Below are 17,262 nucleotides of genomic sequence, written 5' to 3'. Positions count from 1 at the left end.
GCTCGCGCGCCGGCGCTGCCGGTGCTAGGCTGATAGCCAGGACGCAGGCGATGCGGGAGAGCCGCGCCATGGCGGCTGTGGTCGAATTCGAGAAAACGCGGGGGTTTCGTGTCGCGGCGGGCGCATTGGTGCTGGCGCTGGCGCTCATCGCCGTGACGGTGATCGTCTACCAGCGCGCCCATCAGCAGGCGCTGACCCATGTCCGCATCGCCGGTGGCGGCTTTCTCGTCTACTACAGGCTCGGCGAGATCCGCGCCGGCATCACCGTGCTGGTGCAGAAGGCGACGACGTCGCAGTCGCGGATCGTGGCGACATTCGAGGATCCGGCCGGGGGCGCGGACATCGTGCTTGAGCGGCGCATTCGCCACGGGCTGACCCGCTACGGCCTCGAGACGCCGGCGGTTCATGGCGTGGTCAAGGACCAGCCCTATCGGGTCAGGGTCGACCTCTACGACTATGGCGGGACAACGCCACTCGAAACCCACGAAACGACGATCCGCAGCGATGTCGACCCGGCGCGGGTGCCGGACCGGCCGCTCACGATCGGGCCTGGCTACAACCGCGCGCCGGCGCCGGAAGGGCAGCGGCGGCAGGAGCCGGCATCCGCGCCCTGAGGCGCGAGGCTTGGGTCAATCTGAAATCGGTTTGCGCTCCGGCTGCTTGCCATAGGTGGCAAAGCGCTCGATGACCTCCGCCATCTCCGCCTCCGACAGAATCACCGGCGTGCCGGTCTGGCAGGCGACGGTGTACTGGTGGCAGAGCGCCTCGACCTCGCCGGCCAGCCACAGTGCCTTTTCCAGCGTCGGGCCGAAGCAGATCTGGCCATGGTTGGCGAGCAGGCAGGCGCTGCGGCCGGCAAGCGCTGCCAGCATGTGGTCCGACAGCGCCTGGGTGCCGAAGGTCGCGTAGTCGGCGCAGCGCAGCGTCGCGCCGCCGGCGACGGCGATCATGTAGTGGAACGGGGGAATGTCGCGGCGCAGGCAGGACACCGCCGTGGCGTGGGTCGAATGCACATGAACGACGGCACCGGCCTGTGGGTGCGCGGCGTAGATGTCGTGGTGCATGCGCCATTCCGAAGAGGGAACCCAGTTGCCGGAATGGCTGCCGTCCGGCGCCATGGTGACGATCTGGTCGGGCGTCATCGCCGCGTAGGCGACGCCGGAGGGGGTGATCAGGTAGCCGTCCCCGACGCGCACCGAAACATTGCCGGAGGTGCCCTGGTTGAGGCCGGAGGCGTTCATCGCGAGACAGGTGTCGATCACCGCCTGGCGGAGGTCGGGGTGCGCGGCGGAGGCGGTCGGGGCCAGTTGCAGGGGCCTGCACCCGGGCCGGAACGGCGTCGACGCCCGGAACGGAACCGGAAACAGGCGTGGAGAACAGCATCGCGGCGCGCCGGCGCTCTGCCTGGCCTGCCGTCATGTGGTGCCCCCGGTCCGACTCGAACGGACACTCCGGTTAGGGAAACGGATTTTGAATCCGTCGCGTCTACCAATTCCGCCACGGGGGCATTCGGCGCGGAGGCCGCTCCGCACGAACGGGCGCGATCATAGCCAAGGCGCTTCTTGCGTCAATTGAAACATCGGGCTTTCGCGACATGCCCGCTGACGCGGGCGCGGGCGCGCGGAAACGGATGACAAGCGCCCCGCAAGCGGCTAATCAGCGGGGATGTTGCGCCGCCTCTACGACTGGACCATGTCGCTTGCCTCGGGACGCCGCGCGCCGCTGGCGCTCGGGGCTGTGTCGTTCGCGGAAAGCTCGTTCTTTCCGATCCCGCCGGACATCCTGCTGATCCCCATGGTGATCGCCCGGCGCGGCAAGGCCTTCGCCTATGCGGCGCTGTGCACGGTGACCTCGGTCGTCGGCGGCGCGGCCGGATACGCCATCGGCGCCTTCCTGTTCCTGCAGCTCGCCGAGCCGATCCTCGACTTCTACGGATATCTCGACAAGTTCGAGCTGTTTCGCGAGCAGTTCAACGATTATGGCGCCTGGATCGTCTTCATCGCCGGCGTAACGCCCTTCCCTTACAAGGTTATCACCATTGCCAGTGGCGCGACGGGGCTCGACTTCGCCGTGTTCATGCTGGCGAGCGTCTTTGCCAGAGGGTTGCGTTTCTTCATCGTTGCGGGCCTGCTCTATCTGTTCGGACCGTCGATCCGCGACTTCATCGAGAAGCGGCTGGGGCTCGTGTTCACTGTCTTTGTCGTGGGGTTGGTCGGGGGCTTTGTCGTGATCAAGTATCTGTGACGAAAAGGGTCCCGGACATGGATTCCGCACGCAAGTCCGCGATGGCGGCGCTTCTTCTGGTTCTGGTCGGCGGACTGGCCGCCATTCTCGGTGCCTGGGGCTTCCAGCTCATCGGCGGCTATGCGCCCTGCAAGCTCTGCCTCGAGCAGCGGGTGCCCTATTACATCGGCCTTCCGGTGGCGCTCGTGGCGCTGGCGCTTGTCGCCAGGGGGCGGGTGCGCGGGCTGACCGCGTTGCTGCTCGTTGTCGTCGCGGCGATCTTTGCCTATGGCGCGGGACTTGGTGTCTATCAGGCCGGCGCCGAATGGGACTTCTGGGCGGGACCTTCCGACTGCGGCGGCGGCGCGGCGATCCCGGGATCGGCCGCCAACATGCTGAACGCGCTGAAGTCGACCCGCGTGGTGAGCTGCACCGAGGCGAGCTGGCGGATGTTCGGCCTGTCGTTCGCCGGATGGAACGCGGTCGTTTCGGCCGGGCTCGCGGTTCTGGCGCTGTTCGCGCTGGTTCGCGGCCGGCGCGCGGCCGGCTGAAAACCAGCGAGACGGCGGGGAGGGCCGGCGATGAGCGAGAACAAGGACGGCGGCGGAGGAGATCACGCGCGTGCGCGCGAGGCCTTGCGCCAGCGCGAGGCCGAGATCGCCCTTGGACGGGCGGAGCGCGAGAGCGAGACGGTGCTGCGCGCCGGGTTCGCCGGGGCGTCGCGGTCGGGAGCCGGCGACGACGCGAACGACCCGGTCGTCAGGCTCGGCCGCAAGATCGGGCGCACGGCCGGGGCCGTCTTCGCCGTGGGGCTCGTGATCTACCTGATCGCGACCTATCTGTGAGCGGTGGAGCGAAACGGACGAAGCGGGAGCTATAGATGGGATCGAGCGAGAGACTGCCGAGGCCGGTCGACTGGTCGGGCATGCTAGCGCCGGGCCTTGCCGATTTCGAGGTCATGGCGCGCGACGCCTTCGCCTCGCTGCCGGAGGGGTTTCGCGCGCTCTGCGGCGAGATCGAGATCCGGGTGGCGGATTTCGGCGACGACGATGCGCTCGACAGCCTCGGCATCGAGGACCCCTTCGACCTGATGGGGCTGTTCGAGGGCGTCGGCCTGGCGCAGGGCGGGGGCGCGAGCTGGAGCGGGCGCATGCCCAACCGGGTCTGGCTCTACCGCCGCGCCATCCTCGACTACTGGACCGCCTACGAAGAGCCGCTCGGTGACATCGTCGCCCATGTGCTGGTGCACGAGATCGGCCATCATTTCGGCCTGAGCGACGAGGACATGGAAGAGATCGAGGCGGCGGCCGAGTAGGTCGCCGTCTTCTTTCGGTCCGTCTTTCTTTCCAGCCGGTGCGGATCAGGCGGCGGGCAGCAGGTCCTCGCGGAACTGTGAGCCGATCGCCCGGCGCGCCATCATGTGCGAGCGCGGGTGGTTGATGCTGTCGACCGCGATCAGCCGACCTTCCTTCAGATAGGCGACGAAGAAGCTGCCGGAGGCCGGGTCGCCGAAGGTGCGGGCGTCGTCATAGTCCTGCGACAGGCCGGCGATCTGCAGCTTGGTCTTGTACTGATCGGACCAGAACCAGGGCACCGGGTCGTAGTCGACCTCGCCGCCGAGCAGGGTGGCGGCGACCGCCTTGCCCTGGTCGATGGCATTCTGCACGCTCTCCAGCCGGACCGAGCGACCGTAGAGGGTGGAGAAGAAGCGGGTGCAGTCGCCGGCGGCGAAGATGTCCGGGTCGGAGGTGCGTCCCGCGCCGTCGACGAGGATGCCGTCGTCGGTTTCGAGGCCGGCGGCCGTCGCCAGCTCGTCGTTCGGCACCGCGCCGACGGCCACCAGCACCATGTCGCAGGCCAGTTCATGCCCGTCGGCGAGCGTCACCGCGCGAACGCGGTCGTCGCCGGTAAAGCCGGCAACGCCGGTTTCGAGCCGCAGTTCTACGCCGTTGTCGCGGTGCATCCGGTCGAACCAGGCGGAGACACCGGGCGTGACGACGCGCTTCATCACCCGGTCCTGAGCCTCGACCACCACCACCTCGTGGCCCATGGCGCGCGCGACCGCGGCGACCTCCAGGCCGATATAGCCGGCGCCGACGATGGCGATGCGGCCCGGGGTGGCAAGAAGCGGGCGCATGGCCTCGATGTCGGAGATCTTGCGCAGCGTGACAACCCCGGGGAGCGAGGCCCCGGGAAGGGGAATGGTGCGCGGCCGGGTGCCGGTGGCGATCACCAGCTTGTCGTAGGAAACGCTCTCGCCGTCCTCCAGCGCGACTGTTTTCGCCGCTCGGTCGATGGCGGTCACGGGGGAAGCGAAGCGGCAGTCGATCTCGTTCTGGGAATAAAAGGCGGAGGGACGCAGGTGCAGGCCCGCGTCGTCAATCTCGCCGGACAGGTGCTTCTTGGAGAGCGGCGGGCGCTGGTAGGGCGGATGTGCCTCGTCGCCGATGAGGGTGAGGCGACCGGTGTAGCCGCCGGTGCGCAGCGAATGGGCGATTTGCGCCCCGGCCTGACCGGCCCCGACAATGACGATGCTGTCGGCCATTCTATCCCCGTCTTGCATGTTGCGACCGGCCGGACGTAGCACGCAGCGAAGGCCGCGCCAAGGCCGCAGCATGGCGTTGCGCGGGCAGGGCAAGGGCGGGAGGCACCTGAGCCTCCCGCCTGAAGATCATTCGTGGATCGTGTAGGAATCGATCTCGCAGAAATCCTGGGAGTCCGTGGTGGTGTCCAGATCGGAGCCGTCCTCGAACTCGAATTTCATGTCGTATTCGCAGACCTCCCGCCCGTCGGCGATGGTGATCTTGATGCTTTCGCCGGGAGCCAGCACGTCGCGCCCGAACACGTCGTCTTCCCAGTTCTCCACGCCGACGGGAGACGTGTAGAAGTGGGTCAGAACGGAATTCGTTCCGTTCTTGAGCGTGAAAACGAGATCTTCGGCCTGTGCGGGGGCCGATACGCACATGACAACTGCCGACGCCGCCAGGGCGAAGTTGAGCTTTCTCATATTACCACCTGCGAGAAGATAGGCGCGCCAATCGCGCACTCTTCTCTATCCCAGGACGAGGCCGATCTGAAGCGTGTCGCGAGGCAGGCCAGGGCCTGTGCACAGGTGCCGATCTTGCGCGCCGAGCGTGCGTGTTCAGGCGGCGCGCACGTCCTTCAGGAAGACCGCGATTTCCGCGCGCAACACCCGAGCCTGGTCGGCGAGCGTGCCGGAGAGCTCGCCGACACGGGTGCCGGTGCCACGTGCATGCTCGGTCGCGCCGGAGACGCGCTCCATCGCCGCCGCGCCGGCGCCGGAGCGTTCCGAGGCGCGCGCCGTGTTCTGCACGATGGCGTCGAGCGCCTGGCTCTGTTCCTCGACGGAGACGGAGACCGCCCCGGCGATGTCGCTCATCTCGCCGATGACGGTTTCCACGTCGCCGATGGCGCTGACGGCGGTGGCGGAGGCAAACTGGATCGCTTCCACCTGCTGGGCGATGTCCTCGGTCGCCTTGGCGGTCTGGCCGGCGAGGTCCTTGACCTCGGCCGCGACGACCGCGAAGCCCCGGCCGTGCTCACCGGCGCGCGCCGCCTCGATGGTGGCGTTGAGGGCGAGGAGGTTGGTCTGGTTGGCGATCTCGCGAATGAGGCTCATGACCTCGCCAATGCGGTCGGCCGTGCGGGAGAGCTCGGTCATCGAGCTTCCGGTCTCGCGCGCGCTGGCCACGGCCCTGCCGGCGACGTCGGTGGAGCGTCGCGCCTGCGCGGCGATCTCGGCGATGGAAGCGTTGAGTTCTTCCGAGGCGGAGGCGGCGGAGGTCACATTGTCGGTGGCGATCCGCACGGCGTTGCCGGCCTCGCCAACTTCCTCGGCGGCGCGGCCGGTGGCCTCGCCGAGCGCGCCGGATGCGTCGGCCAGCGCGTCGGCCGCCTCGTCGAGGCGGGCAAGGACTGCGCTGGCGGTGTCCTCGAAGCCGGAAATCATGGTCTCGAGCCGTCCCATGCGGGCCTCTCGGCCGGCGCTTTCCTGCTCGCGCGCGGCCGTCAGCCGTTCCCGGTCGAGGGCATTGTCGCGGAACACGGCGACGGACGCGGTCATGGCGTCGAATTCGGTGCGCCCGGCGGCGTGCGGCAGGTCGATGTCGGTCTCGCCCTGTGCCAGCCGGTCCATCGCCTTGCGCAGAACGGCCAGCGGGCCGGCGATCGAGGTGCCGATGAGAAGGCCGGCGACCAGCAGCATGGCGACCATGGCGACCATGATCGCGGTCATCACCGTCGAGGCGAGAGCGCGATTGCCGGCAAGATCAGCGTTCGCCGCGGCAAGGCCGGCGGCGGCGGCGGCGCGAAGTTCGGCCAGATAGGGCGGCAGCACGTCGAAATGCGCCTCGAGCCGCTCGGTGATCGCGCCACGCGTCTTGTCGTCGGCGACAAGCACGTCGATGGCCTTGCGGAAGACGGCGAACGTGGCGGCGAGGTCGTCCTTCGTCGCCTGTTCGAACGCGGCGCGGGCAAGGGAGCGCTCGAAACGGCCGGCGGTCACCTCGAAGGCGCCGATGGTGACGTCGTCCATGTGCAGGATCGCCGCCTTCCCGGCGCGGGCCATGTCGACCACTGCGAAGGCGAGCTTGTCGTTGGCCGGGTTGCGGGCGAAGCGGGCTTCCTTCTGGATGCGGGTGACGAGATCGTGGTCGGCGCGCGCAAGCGTCGCCAGCGCACCGGCGTCGGTGTCGGGATCGGCGTCGGCGAGCCCGAGGCGCTGCTGCACCGCGTGCAATTCGCCGTAAACCTGCCCGATCTCGCCGACGACGGAGGACACCTTGTCGATCTCCTCCGCGTAGGGCCTTGCCGCCGGCCGGGCCGCGAGTTCGGCGATCTGCGCGCGGGTCCGGGCGATCCCGTCCTGGAACTCCTCGAACCGGGCGGCGGTCGGCGCGCCGAGGTAGGCCTTCTCGATCATGCGCAGATTTGCAGATGCGGTCTCAAGCGCCGCGACATCGCTGGCAAGGCCGGTGAAGCCGTCGGCACGGGCGAAGGCTGCCTCGACGCTTTCCTGGCTCCACCAGAACACGCCGCCGATGGCGGCAAGGCCGGCCATGGTGATGGCAATGAGCAGGAAAATCCTGATGCGGACGGTCAGTCGAGCCACTATGGTGGCGGCCCCTGCGAGAACGTTCAATCTCGTCACACCCAAATCCTCGCGGTCGGGAATTCAATCTCGACAGAACTGTGCGTCTTGAATATTGCCATTGCTTTAATCCTGCCGATCAAATCGGCAACAGCGGAGCTTGGCAGTTTTTAATTATCGGCCGCTACGTCAAATAAAACAGGACTTTAGTTTCCTTGCGTAACCTGATCACAAAGATAGCTCCCGGAATCTTCGTTCTGCTGTGGTCGACCGGTTTCATCGGCTCGAAGCTCGGCGCGCCCTATATCGAGCCCTTCACCTTCCTCACGGTCCGTTTCCTGCTGGTGCTGCCGGTGCTCGTCTGCCTTGCCGTCGCGTTCCGCGTGACATGGCCGCGCACGGGGCGTGGCTGGCTGCACGGGCTGGTCGCTGGCGTGCTCATTCACGGCGTCTATCTGGGCGGCGTCTTCTATGCCATCGCCCATGGCATGCCGGCGGGCATCACGGCGCTGGTGCTGGGCCTGCAGCCGCTGATGACGGCACTGCTCGCCGGGCCAATGCTGGGCGAGCGGGTTAGCGGGCGGCACTGGGCGGGGCTGGCCGTCGGCGCGGCGGGGCTGGTGCTGGTGATGGGGCCGAAGCTCGGCGCGGTCGCCTCGGGGCTGAGCGTGGAAAACATCGGCATCTGCCTTCTCGCGGTCGCCGGCATTGCCTTTGGTACGGTCTATCAGAAGCGCTTTGCCGGCGGCGTCGATCTCGTCGCGGGGACGGCGATCCAGTATGTCGGCGCGCTTGCCGTGGTCGCGCCACTGTCGCTTGCCGAAAGCTGGCAGATCACCTGGTCGGGAGAGCTGCTGTTCGCGATGGCCTGGCTGGTGCTGGTTCTCTCGCTCGGTGCGATCCTGCTGCTGATGGTGCTGATCCGCGAGGGCAGCGCCGCCAAGGTGGCGAGCCTGTTCTACCTAGTGCCGGTGGCGACCGCGGTGGAAAGCTACCTTCTCTTTGGCGAGACACTGGTGCCGCTGCAGATCCTGGGCACGGGGCTCGTCGTCGCGGCTCTGCTGATGATCCGCGAAAGGCGCATCGGCACGCGCCGCGCGCCGGCGTGAGCCACGCCCTCGTCGTATCCCGGGCCGCGGAGTCCGGGATACGGTGTTTCAGGGCGCGGGGGCGAGGCGGGTCTTGGCCCGCTCGCGCCGCCAGCGCAGGATCGCGGCGTTGAATTCGCCGCCGAAGACGAAGCATAGCGACACGAGGTAGAGGAAGACGAGCGCTGTCATCACGCCGGCAAGACCGGCGTAGGTGGAAACATAGTTGGCGAAGCTCGCCAGATAGGCGCCGAAGGCCGCGCCCGAGGCCAGCCACAGCGCCAGCGTGACGCCGATGCCGGGCAGCACGTCGATGAGGCGCATCCGTCCGGCGGGCAGGACCAGATGCACCGCGAGAAGGCCGCCGAAGGTCATCAGCGTGGCGATGACGTAGCGCGACAGGTTGAGCCTGGAGATGAAGGCCTCGAGCACCGGGGCGGCGGCCACCGCCGCCTTGATGGCCAGCGGAGCGAGCACGATCATGAAGCCGAAGACGATCAGCACGATGGAGCCGACGAGGACGCCGACGATCGCCAGCAGCCGCAGCCGGAAATAGCCGCGCCATTCCAGCACGCCATAGGCGCGGTTCAGCGCCACCCGCAGCGCGTCGACGCCATTGGCGGCGAACCACAGGGTGACCGCGATGCCGAAGGTCAGCGCGTCGCCGCGCGGCTCGGTCAGCACGACGCGGATTTCCCTGGCGATGGGGCCGGCCACCTGCTTCGGCCAGGTGTCGAACAGCAGCGCGGTGATCCTGTCGGCCATGTCGGCCATGCCGAGAAAACCGGTGAGCGCGGCCACGAAGATCAGAAATGGAAACAGCGCCAGAAGCGAGGACAGCGCGACGTGGCTCGCCAGCGCGAAGCCATCGTCGTTGGTCATGTGGCTGACCGCATCCCACAGGATGGTGGCGGCCGCACGCAGGGGGGCAAAAACGCGCATGCAACGGCTTTTGAAGCGCCGGACCGGTCTCGTCAAGGCGGTGCGGCCGGTCGTGCCGGCCAAACCGTCGGGCGCGCAACAAAGTTTCTCGGAGCCTTCGTCAATTGGAGGATTGCTTCGCGGCGTCGGCGCGATATTGTGTGCGCTGCACCATCGCGGAGGGCGGTGCAGCACCAGCGGCATCGGCGAACCGGGCCGCGAGCGGACATGCGTTGCGGCGCGACGATCGCCGGGCGGTGAGAGGGAGTGAGAGGATGCACAGTGCCGGACAGGCCGGGAACGCCGCCGACAGGCCGATGGAGACGCTGACGGCGGAGGCTGTCGGCGCGGTGTCGGATCTTCTCGAGCTGGCGGTGGAGCGCGTACGCGCCCGTGTCGTCGAGAACGGCCGGATCTCGGGCGAGGCGATGGAGCGCGAGCAGCGTGCCGCCCATGGTCTTGCCTGGCTTGCCACCTATGTGAGCGCGCTGCGGCAGCTCGACGCCTATGCCGGCCGGCTGCGGGAGGCGGGTCGTTTCGGCGCGACGGAAGATTGCATCGTCCGCCTCGCCTTCGCGGAATATCTGGCGCAGATCTTCGGCGGCATCCCGATGAACCAGGGCGAGACCGTGCGTCTTGCCGATCTCGGCATCTCGCGCGGCGAGGCGGCCGGCTTCGAGACGGATGCGGTCGCGACGCTGGTTGCGAGCGGCAACACGGTCGAGGTGCGCGCGCTGCTTGCCGAGCTGATCCGCCAGCAGCAGGGCGTTTCGGTGTTCGGCGCCACGGGGCTCGACGAGACCTACGAGCAGGTGCGCAGCGAGATGCGCCGCTTTGCTTCCGATCGGGTCGAGCCCTTCGCCCATGACTGGCACCTGAGGAACGACTACATCCCGCTCGAGGTGATCGGCGAGATGGCCGACCTTGGGGTCTTCGGCCTGACCATCCCCGAGGAGTTCGGCGGTCTGGGGCTCGGCAAGGAGAGCATGTGCGTGGTTTCTGAGGAGCTGAGCCGCGCGTATATCGGCGTCGGCTCGCTCGGCACCCGCTCGGAAATTGCGGCGGAGCTGATCCTGTGCGGGGGAACGGAGGCGCAAAAGCGGGAGTGGCTGCCGAAGATCGCCACTGGCGAGGTGCTGCCGACCGCCGTCTTCACCGAACCAAACACCGGTTCCGACCTTGCCTCGCTGAAGACGCGGGCCGTGCGCGAGGGGGATGTCTGGAAGATCTATGGCAACAAGACGTGGATCACCCATCCCGTGCGCGCCGACGTGATGACGTTGCTGGCGCGCACCGACCCCTCCGAGCCGGGCTATCGCGGACTTTCGATGTTCCTGGCGACCAAGCCGCGCGGCACGGACGCGGATCCGTTCCCCGCGCCGGGCATGTCCGGCGGCGAGATCGAGGTTCTTGGCTATCGCGGCATGAAGGAATATGAGATCGCCTTCGACGGCTTCGAGGTGGCGCATGAAAACCTGCTCGGTGGGGTCGAGGGGCAGGGCTTCAAGCAGCTCATGCAGACATTCGAAGCGGCCCGCATCCAGACCGCGGCGCGGGCCCTTGGCGTCGCGCAGGCGGCGCTCGACCTGGGGCTGCGCTATGCGCAGGAGCGCATCCAGTTCGGCAAGCCGCTGATCGCCTTCCCGCGCGTGTCGGACAAGCTGGCGCTGATGGCGGCGGAACTGATGGCCGCGCGCCAGCTCACGTATTTTTCCGCCTGGGAGAAGGACTCCGGCCGGCGCTGCGATCTGGAGGCGGGCATGGCCAAGCTGCTCGGCGCCCGCGTTGCCTGGGCGGCGGCGGACAATGCGCTGCAGATCCATGGTGGCAACGGCTTCGCGCTGGAATACCAGATCAGCCGGGTGCTTTGCGACGCGCGCATCCTCAACATCTTCGAAGGCGCCGCCGAAATCCAGGCGCAGGTGATCGCGCGGCGTCTGCTCGACGGGCGCGACTGAGCCGGCAGGCGACGCAAAGGACTGAGAGCCGGCAGGCGATGCCAAAGGACTGAGTTGGCGGACGACCGCAAGCACGGGACGGGCGGTCGGTCGTCCGTCCCCTCAACCGCAAGTGCCCGGGGGCCTTGCGGGAGATCGTCAGGTCAGATCGTCGGGGAACCAGCCGAAGACGGTGAGGTCGAGCGCGGTCTGGGCGATGCGCTCGCGGCTGGTCATCAGCACCTGGCCGCCGCGGTGGTGGTAGAACCGCACGGCTTCCTCATTGTCACGCACGACCCGGACGGCGAGGCCGGAGAGCCGCGTGCGTTCCAGTGCCGCGCGGGCGGCCTGGAACAGCTCGGTGCCAAAGCCCATGCCTTGGTGGTCGGGCCGCACGTAGAGCTCGTAGATCTCGCCCTCGAAGGGAAGCTCGCGCATGCGGCTGCGGCCGAAGGTGGCATAGCCGGCCGGCGTGCCCGCCACATAGAGGACCTTGATGCGGACCCCGCGGGCCAGCGCCGTGCGCCACCATTTCGGCCCGCGCTTGGAGATCATCCGTTCCAGCTCAAGCCCGTCGATGACACCGCGATAGGTCGCCCGCCAGGTCTCCTCATGGATGGTGGCGAGCGCTTCGGCATCATTGTCGCGCGCTGGGCGCAGGGAGGTCAGGCCGAGGGTCATGAGGACATGATAGCGCCGATCGGGCCGCGACAAAAGCTGCGGAAACCACGGTGCGAAATTTTGTCCAGGAGAACAGCGGGGAGGTGGGGAAACGGAAAAGGGCCGGCTCAAGGCCGGCCCTTCCGGTTGCATTCAGTGTCCTGACCGACTGCATGACAGTCGGAGAACCGGATCCTTGTGCCGCGAAACCCCGGGGGGCTGGGGGGCTGTTGCGTTCCGAAGCTCCACGGCGGTTCCTTCTGCAACCATGCTTTTTTCGTCGCTCAAGATGGCGCGGTATGGGCTGCAATGGGGCGAAACTGTGAAATTTGAAGGAGCCGCGAAAACCGGCGGAAACGGCTGAATCCGGGGATTCCAGAACGAGGCTTGCATTGCCGGCGCGGCGCGGCCCATCATGACGGGAGGATGACGCGGCGAAATGCGGGAGGCGCCATGAGCGAGGTCGAGGATGAAACCGCACGACGGGGGGCCGACGGCGCGCCCGACCGGTCGGGACCGGCACCCCTGCCCATCACCGCATTTCACCGGCGGGAGCTCGATCTGATCCTGCGTGTCTACGGACAGAAGGTCGCCGCCGGCGAGTGGCGCGACTATGCGATCGACCATCTGAAGGACCGGGCGGTGTTCTCGATTTTCCGCCGCAGCTCGGAAATGCCGCTCTATCGCATCGAGAAGGTGCCGCGGAACGCGCGTCGACAGGGAGCCTATGCGGTCGTTGGCGCCGGCGGGGCGCTCCTGAAACGCGGCGGCGAGCTTGCCCAGGTGTTGCGGGTCTTCGAGAAGAAGCGGCACCTATCGCTGGTCTGAGGCTTTTTCAGGACATGAAAAAAAGGAAGCGGCGCATGCGCCGCTTCAGGTGTTGCACGTCACGCACGCCGGCCTGAAGCGGCCGGCAATGCCTAGAACCGCAGGCCGATGCTTGCGTTCAGGGCATGGGATGTGGCCCGGGCGCGAAATTCGCCCGCGTAGCCGAGACTGCCGCTCAGACGCCCGTCCATGGCGGTGTAGGTGAGTCCTGCGCCGAGACGGGCAATGTCGCGCCCGACGCCAACGGCGCTTGCCGCGACGGGCGAGCCCAGCATGGTCACCGAGCGGCTGTCGCCGAGCGAGCCGATGGCGCGGGCGTAGGCGACATCGACCACCGGGCGCAGCTCCGCGCCGGCACCGAGGGCGAGGGCATTGCCGGTGACGCGGACGCCGGCGCCGAGGTCGGTCTGCATCGTGGTGGCGGAGGCCGCGCTCAGGCCGAAGATACCGGCGCCGCTTTCGGACTGGGAGCCGAGCCACTGGTGAACGGCACGCGCCTGGGCATAGGGCTGAAGCGTCGCGGCGAGCGTCGCGAAGGTCATGCCGACGCGCGCGTTGCCCCAGGCGCCGACATCGGTGCCGGAGCTCTTGCCGGTGAGGCCGGCGGCGGCGCCGCCGAGGCCGGCGATGCCCGAGCGGGTGGTCTTCGTCTCGAAGCGGCTGACGCCGAAGCCGCCGTCCGTGAACCAGACATCCGTCGAATAGCCAGCATAGGCAAGGCCGTGCACGCCGGTCGAGCTGACCTTGTTGCCGGCACTGCCCGTGCGCGACTGGCTGAAGCCGACGCCGAAGCCGAAGCGCACTTCCTCGGAGGGGCGGAAGTCGAGGCCGGTGATGGCGCCGCCGGTGCGGGTGATCGCCGAGGCGGTGGTGGCGCTTGCCGAGGTCTGGGTGAAGCCCGCCATCGGCGCCAACCACCAGCGCATGCGCATGTCAGCCGTCGGGGCCGCGCCGTGGGTGGACAGCGTGACGCCGCCAGGCGCCGGATCGCCGCCGCCGAGGCTGCCCGACAGGTTGCCGGCGATGTCGGCGATCTGGCCGAGGGTGCGCGTCTGGGCGAAGGCGCCCTGCGAATAGACGGCACCGGTGGCCGCGTCCCTCGTCGACGTCAGGTTGTCGAGGTTGAGGATGCCCCAGCCGTAGACGTCGTCGATGCCGGCGGCACCCACGTCGGTCGCCGTGGCGAGCACGAGCTGGGCCAGATCGGTGGCCTTGGCGTTGGGGAACATCTGACGGGCGATGGCGAGCGCGCCGGTGACATGCGGCGCGGCCATGGAGGTGCCGGACATGCGCACGTAGGTGCCGTCATTGGCGGTCGAATAGATGCCGCCATTCTCCTGGTCGTCATCGCCGCCGGGGGCGGAAAGGCACCAGGCGGCCGCGATGCCGCAGCGGTTGGAATAGTCGGTGACTTCGCCGGTCTGGCCGACGGCGGCGACGGCGATCCAGTTGGCCTGGAGCTCGGGATAGAGAACCGGCAGGCCGGGCTCGTAGGCAACGCTTGCCAGTCCGTCGTTGCCGGCGGCCCAGACGAGCACCGAGCCGGCGTTGGCGGCGGAGCGGAAGGCGGCGAGCGTATTCGGGTTCTCGACCTCGAAATAATGGCGCGCCGCCTCGAGATCGGGGCCGGACGCCGGCATCACCGGATCGGAGCCCCAGGAGTTGTTGTAGAACTCGATGCCGTTGGCCAGGCCATAGGCATAGACGTTGGAGACCACCTGATCGAGCGTCGCCTGATCGATGTTGCCGGCGTCGTTGGCAAGCTGCAGCGGCGCGACTTTTGCGCCCGGGGCGACGCCGACCATGCCAACGCCGTTGAGCGTCGCGGCGATGGTGCCGGCGACATGGGTGCCGTGGCCGTTGCCGTCGGCTGCGACCGGCAGGCCGGTCACGCCCGAATAGGACAGATCGGACAGGTTGGCGACAAGATCGGGATGCAGGGGCAGGACGCCGCTGTCGACGACGCCGACGGTGACGCCCGAGCCGGTGTAGCCACGGTCATGGGCAGCCTTCGCGCCGATCATGCCGAGGCCCCACTGGGCGGCGTATTCGTCGACGGGCGGCATCGGTTCGGCGGCGGCAAGGCCGGGAAGCAGCAGGACCATGGCCGCGGCGGCGCTGACGCCGAGGCGGAGGCCGGCCGCGCGGCGGGAAACCACGCCGGCAGCGCGCCGGGTATGCAAGGGGAACACGCGAGACATGTCGATCCATCCATAGATAATGCGATGGCGGCGATATTGCGCGCGTCTCAGGGCCCGTCAATTGCGAAACGGCCCATGAAAATCAACGGTTTAATAAAATGGACGGAGTGCAGATCCGGCTGGACGGAGCGGCAAAAGCGCAGGTGCGAAAGGGGCAGGCGGCGGGCCTTCGGCTGGCTGGCGAGCGGTCGCCGCGATGCCCCGGCAGCGTGATGAATCGTCGGGAGAATGAAAAAGGGCGCGAGGTTTCCCTCGCGCCCTTTTTTTGCATTCGGTGCCAGACCGCGTCGTGCGGTGCGGCTGTCGGCATCCTCAGTCGCGGTTGCCGAAGAGCTGCAGCAGCATCAGGAAGAGGTTGATGAAGTCGAGGTAGAGGCGCAGCGCTCCCATGACCGACTTCTTGATCGAAACCTCCGAGCTGTCGCCCTCGTAGTACATTTCCTTGATCTGCTGGGTGTCGTAGGCGGTGAGGCCCGCAAACACCAGGACGCCGATCACGGAGATGGCGAACTGCATCGCCGAAGAGGCGAGGAAGATGTTCACGATCGACGCGATGACGATGCCGATCAGGCCCATGAACAGGAACGAACCCCAGCCCGACAGATCCTTCTTCGTCGTGTAGCCATAAAGGCTCAACGCGCCGAAGGATGCGGCGGTGATGAAGAACACGCGTGCGATCGAGCCACCGGTGAAGACCAGGAAGATCGACGACAGCGATACGCCCATGATCGCGGCATAGACCCAGAAGGTCGTCTGCGCGGCCGATGCGCTCATCTTCTGGATGCGGAAGCTCAGGAAGAACACCGCGGCGAGCGGTGCGAGCATGACCACCCACTTGAGCGGGCTCAGATAGATCGCCTGACCGAACGGGGTCAGCGCCATGCCGCCCGAGGACTGGTCAATCGCGAAATAGAAGGTCGCGAGCGCGGCAAGGCCGGTGATGCCGAGGCCCAGCGCCATGTAGTTGTAGACGCCCAGCATGTAGGCGCGCAGGCCTTCATCATAGACGCCGGCCTCGGCACGCGCGCCGGCCGCAGAATACCGAAGGTTCGAATTGCGGTCGAAGGTCGACATCGAGTGTCCTTTCTGTCCCTCTCGTCGCCATGCTCGCGGATCGCCGTCGGCGTACCCGCAAAACCATGGCCATGATGCGTTTCGACCCGCCATCGCGGGTCCGACATGCCGGGCTTTCGCGTCATCCGCGCAGCCCCAAGGGACACCGCTGGCGCGAAGACCCACACGTCTTACCGAATATGGACACGCTCAATGGCATGAACAAGAGGCGAAAAGCCGTTTTCGCATTCCGGTGCCGTCATGTTTCGCGCGGGGTAAACGCACCGTGACCTTTCGCGCAAAACGCGAAGGCCGCCCGGAGCGGATGATCCGGGCGGCCTTGCCTCGCGGTCGGGGCATTCGCCCCGCCGTGTCGTGTTATTTCATCGCCTTCAGACGGGACTTGATCTGCCTGTCGCAGGTGCCTCCCGGCTGACGCACGATCTCCTCGCGGGCGAAGTCGAGGATCTCCTTCTTCGGATCCCGCATCGTGGCGACGTCGACGCCCGGCTTGAACCACTGGACGACGGCATAGTCGCCGCCGCCGTCGGTGAGGAAGGCGATCGGCTGGCCGTTCTCGACGATGCCGAGGCGGCCGACGCGCACGGGCATGGCCTCGATGGTGCGGCTCTGGCCGTCGATGGTGAGTTTCGACTTGGTCAGGCGCATGCGCTTGAACGACGAGGCAGTGGTGCCCGTCCAGTTGCCGAACAGACGCTCGCTCTTGTTCTCGACCGACAGGCAGGAGTTCTTGTAGTTGGGGATCGAGAGACGGTTGGCGGACAGTTCGACCGGCTCCTGGCCCTTGATGAAGACGGTGTACTTCATCTCGTGTTCGCCGGTGCGGTAGACGCGGATCTCGACCGGCGCATAGACGCTCTCGCCGATGGTGCGGGTGAGGAAGTCGAACTGGTTCTGGTCGTTGGTGCCGGCCTTGCGGTAGAGCCAGCGCTTGGGCAGGCCCTCCTCGAAGACCAGCCAGTCGCTGACGACAAGGCCTTGCGAACCCGTGGGAGCGTTCACCTGCCAGACGCCGGTGTGGAAGGGCGATTCCGCCTGCGCCGGCATGGCCCAGGCGGTCGCGGCGAGGGCGGCGGCCACGGCAAGGCGCCGAAGCGGGTTTCGGACTGTCGTCATTTGGTGTGTCTCCCGGTCGATATGCGTCGGTCGGCCCCCCCGTTCGAGGGACACATTTGTTCCGGTCGCGATCTTAACCGTCCGAGACGCTGTGAAAACCCTTG

At 67.5% G+C, this 17,262-nt stretch carries 17 protein-coding genes and 1 tRNA gene; 8 read left to right on the top strand and 10 right to left on the bottom strand.

All coding sequences use genetic code 11. The features are described 5' to 3' along the window. Window positions 1–68: 68 nt before the first annotated feature. Window positions 69–614: a hypothetical protein gene (locus ACSLUQ_RS15310; RefSeq protein ID WP_417771644.1), complete on the top strand. Its 546-nt coding sequence runs from the start codon at window positions 69–71 to the stop codon at window positions 612–614. A gap of 15 nt (window positions 615–629) precedes the next feature. Here ACSLUQ_RS15310 and ACSLUQ_RS15305 read toward each other — a convergent pair whose 3' ends face one another. Both ACSLUQ_RS15305 and ACSLUQ_RS15300 read right to left on the bottom strand, forming a co-directional pair. Beyond that, entirely contained in the window at window positions 630–1,262 is a 633-nt protein-coding gene (locus ACSLUQ_RS15305) for a class II aldolase/adducin family protein (RefSeq protein WP_461809023.1), read from the bottom strand. A gap of 158 nt (window positions 1,263–1,420) precedes the next feature. After that, window positions 1,421–1,507 (bottom strand) — tRNA-Leu (locus ACSLUQ_RS15300). A gap of 158 nt (window positions 1,508–1,665) precedes the next feature. On the opposite strand from ACSLUQ_RS15300, the gene ACSLUQ_RS15295 reads away from it, so the two are divergent. The 4 genes from ACSLUQ_RS15295 to ACSLUQ_RS15280 are packed head-to-tail and all read left to right on the top strand — an operon-like array spanning window position 1,666 to window position 3,538. Next, complete coding sequence (locus ACSLUQ_RS15295) at window positions 1,666–2,244, top strand: YqaA family protein (RefSeq protein ID WP_417771646.1); 579 nt, start codon at window positions 1,666–1,668, stop codon at window positions 2,242–2,244. Between the two features lie 17 nt (window positions 2,245–2,261). Continuing rightward, the gene (locus ACSLUQ_RS15290) at window positions 2,262–2,774 is read left to right on the top strand and encodes a disulfide bond formation protein B (RefSeq protein WP_461809022.1); all 513 of its coding nucleotides are present in this window, start codon (window positions 2,262–2,264) and stop codon (window positions 2,772–2,774) included. A gap of 30 nt (window positions 2,775–2,804) precedes the next feature. Next, window positions 2,805–3,068 (top strand): hypothetical protein, encoded by a 264-nt coding sequence (locus ACSLUQ_RS15285; protein WP_417771648.1) that lies wholly within the window; start codon window positions 2,805–2,807, stop codon window positions 3,066–3,068. Window positions 3,069–3,103: 35 nt separating this feature from the next. After that, the gene (locus ACSLUQ_RS15280; protein WP_417771649.1) at window positions 3,104–3,538 is read left to right on the top strand and encodes a metallopeptidase family protein; all 435 of its coding nucleotides are present in this window, start codon (window positions 3,104–3,106) and stop codon (window positions 3,536–3,538) included. Window positions 3,539–3,583: 45 nt separating this feature from the next. Here the strand turns inward: ACSLUQ_RS15280 and ACSLUQ_RS15275 are convergent, their stop codons facing one another. The 3 genes from ACSLUQ_RS15275 to ACSLUQ_RS15265 all read right to left on the bottom strand — a co-directional run bounded on the left by ACSLUQ_RS15275 (window position 3,584) and on the right by ACSLUQ_RS15265 (window position 7,354). After that, entirely contained in the window at window positions 3,584–4,768 is a 1,185-nt protein-coding gene (locus ACSLUQ_RS15275; protein WP_417771650.1) for an NAD(P)/FAD-dependent oxidoreductase, read from the bottom strand. A gap of 126 nt (window positions 4,769–4,894) precedes the next feature. Beyond that, complete coding sequence (locus ACSLUQ_RS15270) at window positions 4,895–5,230, bottom strand: hypothetical protein (RefSeq protein ID WP_417771651.1); 336 nt, start codon at window positions 5,228–5,230, stop codon at window positions 4,895–4,897. Between the two features lie 135 nt (window positions 5,231–5,365). Then, a complete protein-coding gene (locus ACSLUQ_RS15265) occupies window positions 5,366–7,354 on the bottom strand; it encodes a methyl-accepting chemotaxis protein (RefSeq protein ID WP_461809021.1) in 1,989 nt (662 codons plus the stop codon). A 194-nt stretch (window positions 7,355–7,548) separates the two neighbouring features. On the opposite strand from ACSLUQ_RS15265, the gene ACSLUQ_RS15260 reads away from it, so the two are divergent. Then, window positions 7,549–8,442 carry a DMT family transporter gene (locus ACSLUQ_RS15260; RefSeq protein ID WP_417771653.1) on the top strand — a complete coding sequence of 298 codons (894 nt, stop codon included), beginning with the start codon at window positions 7,549–7,551 and terminating at the stop codon, window positions 8,440–8,442. A gap of 48 nt (window positions 8,443–8,490) precedes the next feature. On the opposite strand, the gene ACSLUQ_RS15255 is transcribed toward ACSLUQ_RS15260, so the two are convergent. Continuing rightward, on the bottom strand, window positions 8,491–9,363 hold the full coding sequence (locus tag ACSLUQ_RS15255; protein WP_417771654.1) for a YihY/virulence factor BrkB family protein: 873 nt from the start codon (window positions 9,361–9,363) through the stop codon (window positions 8,491–8,493). Window positions 9,364–9,617: 254 nt separating this feature from the next. On the opposite strand from ACSLUQ_RS15255, the gene ACSLUQ_RS15250 reads away from it, so the two are divergent. Next, on the top strand, window positions 9,618–11,300 hold the full coding sequence (locus tag ACSLUQ_RS15250) for an acyl-CoA dehydrogenase family protein (protein ID WP_461809020.1): 1,683 nt from the start codon (window positions 9,618–9,620) through the stop codon (window positions 11,298–11,300). A 138-nt stretch (window positions 11,301–11,438) separates the two neighbouring features. Here ACSLUQ_RS15250 and ACSLUQ_RS15245 read toward each other — a convergent pair whose 3' ends face one another. Then, entirely contained in the window at window positions 11,439–11,960 is a 522-nt protein-coding gene (locus ACSLUQ_RS15245) for a GNAT family N-acetyltransferase (RefSeq protein ID WP_417771656.1), read from the bottom strand. Window positions 11,961–12,392: 432 nt separating this feature from the next. Here ACSLUQ_RS15245 and ACSLUQ_RS15240 point away from each other — a divergent pair, with 432 nt between their 5' ends. Further along, window positions 12,393–12,767 carry a DUF2794 domain-containing protein gene (locus ACSLUQ_RS15240; RefSeq protein ID WP_461809019.1) on the top strand — a complete coding sequence of 125 codons (375 nt, stop codon included), beginning with the start codon at window positions 12,393–12,395 and terminating at the stop codon, window positions 12,765–12,767. A 92-nt stretch (window positions 12,768–12,859) separates the two neighbouring features. On the opposite strand, the gene ACSLUQ_RS15235 is transcribed toward ACSLUQ_RS15240, so the two are convergent. From ACSLUQ_RS15235 to ACSLUQ_RS15225, 3 genes are all read right to left on the bottom strand, one after another. Further along, window positions 12,860–14,968 (bottom strand): S8 family peptidase, encoded by a 2,109-nt coding sequence (locus ACSLUQ_RS15235; protein WP_461809018.1) that lies wholly within the window; start codon window positions 14,966–14,968, stop codon window positions 12,860–12,862. A 312-nt stretch (window positions 14,969–15,280) separates the two neighbouring features. Continuing rightward, a complete protein-coding gene (locus tag ACSLUQ_RS15230) occupies window positions 15,281–16,042 on the bottom strand; it encodes a Bax inhibitor-1/YccA family protein (protein ID WP_417771659.1) in 762 nt (253 codons plus the stop codon). A gap of 357 nt (window positions 16,043–16,399) precedes the next feature. Continuing rightward, on the bottom strand, window positions 16,400–17,158 hold the full coding sequence (locus tag ACSLUQ_RS15225) for a hypothetical protein (RefSeq protein ID WP_417771660.1): 759 nt from the start codon (window positions 17,156–17,158) through the stop codon (window positions 16,400–16,402). Window positions 17,159–17,262 lie beyond the last annotated feature (104 nt).

This window comes from Stappia sp. ICDLI1TA098 (assembly GCF_054880955.1).
This window is presented reverse-complemented; position numbering and strand designations above follow the sequence as displayed.